Here is a 737-nt window from a genome sequence, read left to right as displayed (position 1 = left end):
AAAAATAATTATATCGTTTATTGTTCTGAAATTTTCTTTAAATTTTCCATTCCTTCTTGAAAATCTTTTCCAATCGCACTTTCCATATCAAAGAATAATGTTGTTATCGTCCAAGGATAAGGAACTTCTGTGATAAAAGCCCAAGTTGCTTTGCTCCCACTACCTTCTGGAACTACAGTTACGAAAGAAGTTGCTTCACTTTCATACGGTGTCAAAAACTGGATTCTTGTTTCAATCTTCTTATTTGCCACATCAATCTTTGTAACTTCTTGGCAACCTTTTCCTGCAGCTTCGTTTCCTTCCCAACACTCCTTCTCACCAGCCATTCCTGTTTCCCCAGTCCATGTTTTCTTCATATTGGGATCTAATTTGTTCCAAGGACTCCATTGATCCATCGCCTTAAGAGAACTGTTATTCTGCCATACTTTTTCAACTGGCGCATTAATGGTAATTGACTTCTTATACTCACAGTGTCCATCAATAAACGCTGCAATAACAAGAATAGCTGCAATAAAACCAAGGAAAACAAATAAAATGTATTTTAAAATTTTCATATAATCTAATTATTTTTTGAAAGTTAAAGCCAAACGATAACCAACGAACACCATCAACCAAACAGCAATTCCACAAACCCAAAACCATATTGGAGTTGGTAATTGAATCATCGTATAAATCGTCGCTAACAGAAAAAAAACACCGCAAATAATTGCTGGAGTTTTGGTTTTATTTTTAGAAAT

General features: G+C 34.6%; 1 protein-coding gene. It reads right to left on the bottom strand.

Annotated elements, in window-relative coordinates:
• Positions 1 to 17: 17 nt before the first annotated feature.
• Positions 18 to 554, bottom strand: a complete 537-nt coding sequence (locus AC4AGG_RS16660) for an SRPBCC family protein (protein ID WP_489773145.1) — start codon at positions 552 to 554, stop codon at positions 18 to 20.
• Positions 555 to 737: the final 183 nt, after the last annotated feature.

The sequence above is a fragment of the Chryseobacterium sp. CG10_8 genome (assembly GCF_058117085.1).
The sequence above is the reverse complement of the archived record's forward strand: the minus strand, read 5'-3'. Positions and strand labels throughout refer to the sequence as shown.

Excerpts from the sequence above, each read along its gene's own strand:
- AC4AGG_RS16660 (WP_489773145.1), bottom strand. The coding sequence starts at position 554 with ATGAAAATTTTAAAATACATTTTATTTGTTTTCCTTGGTTTTATTGCA.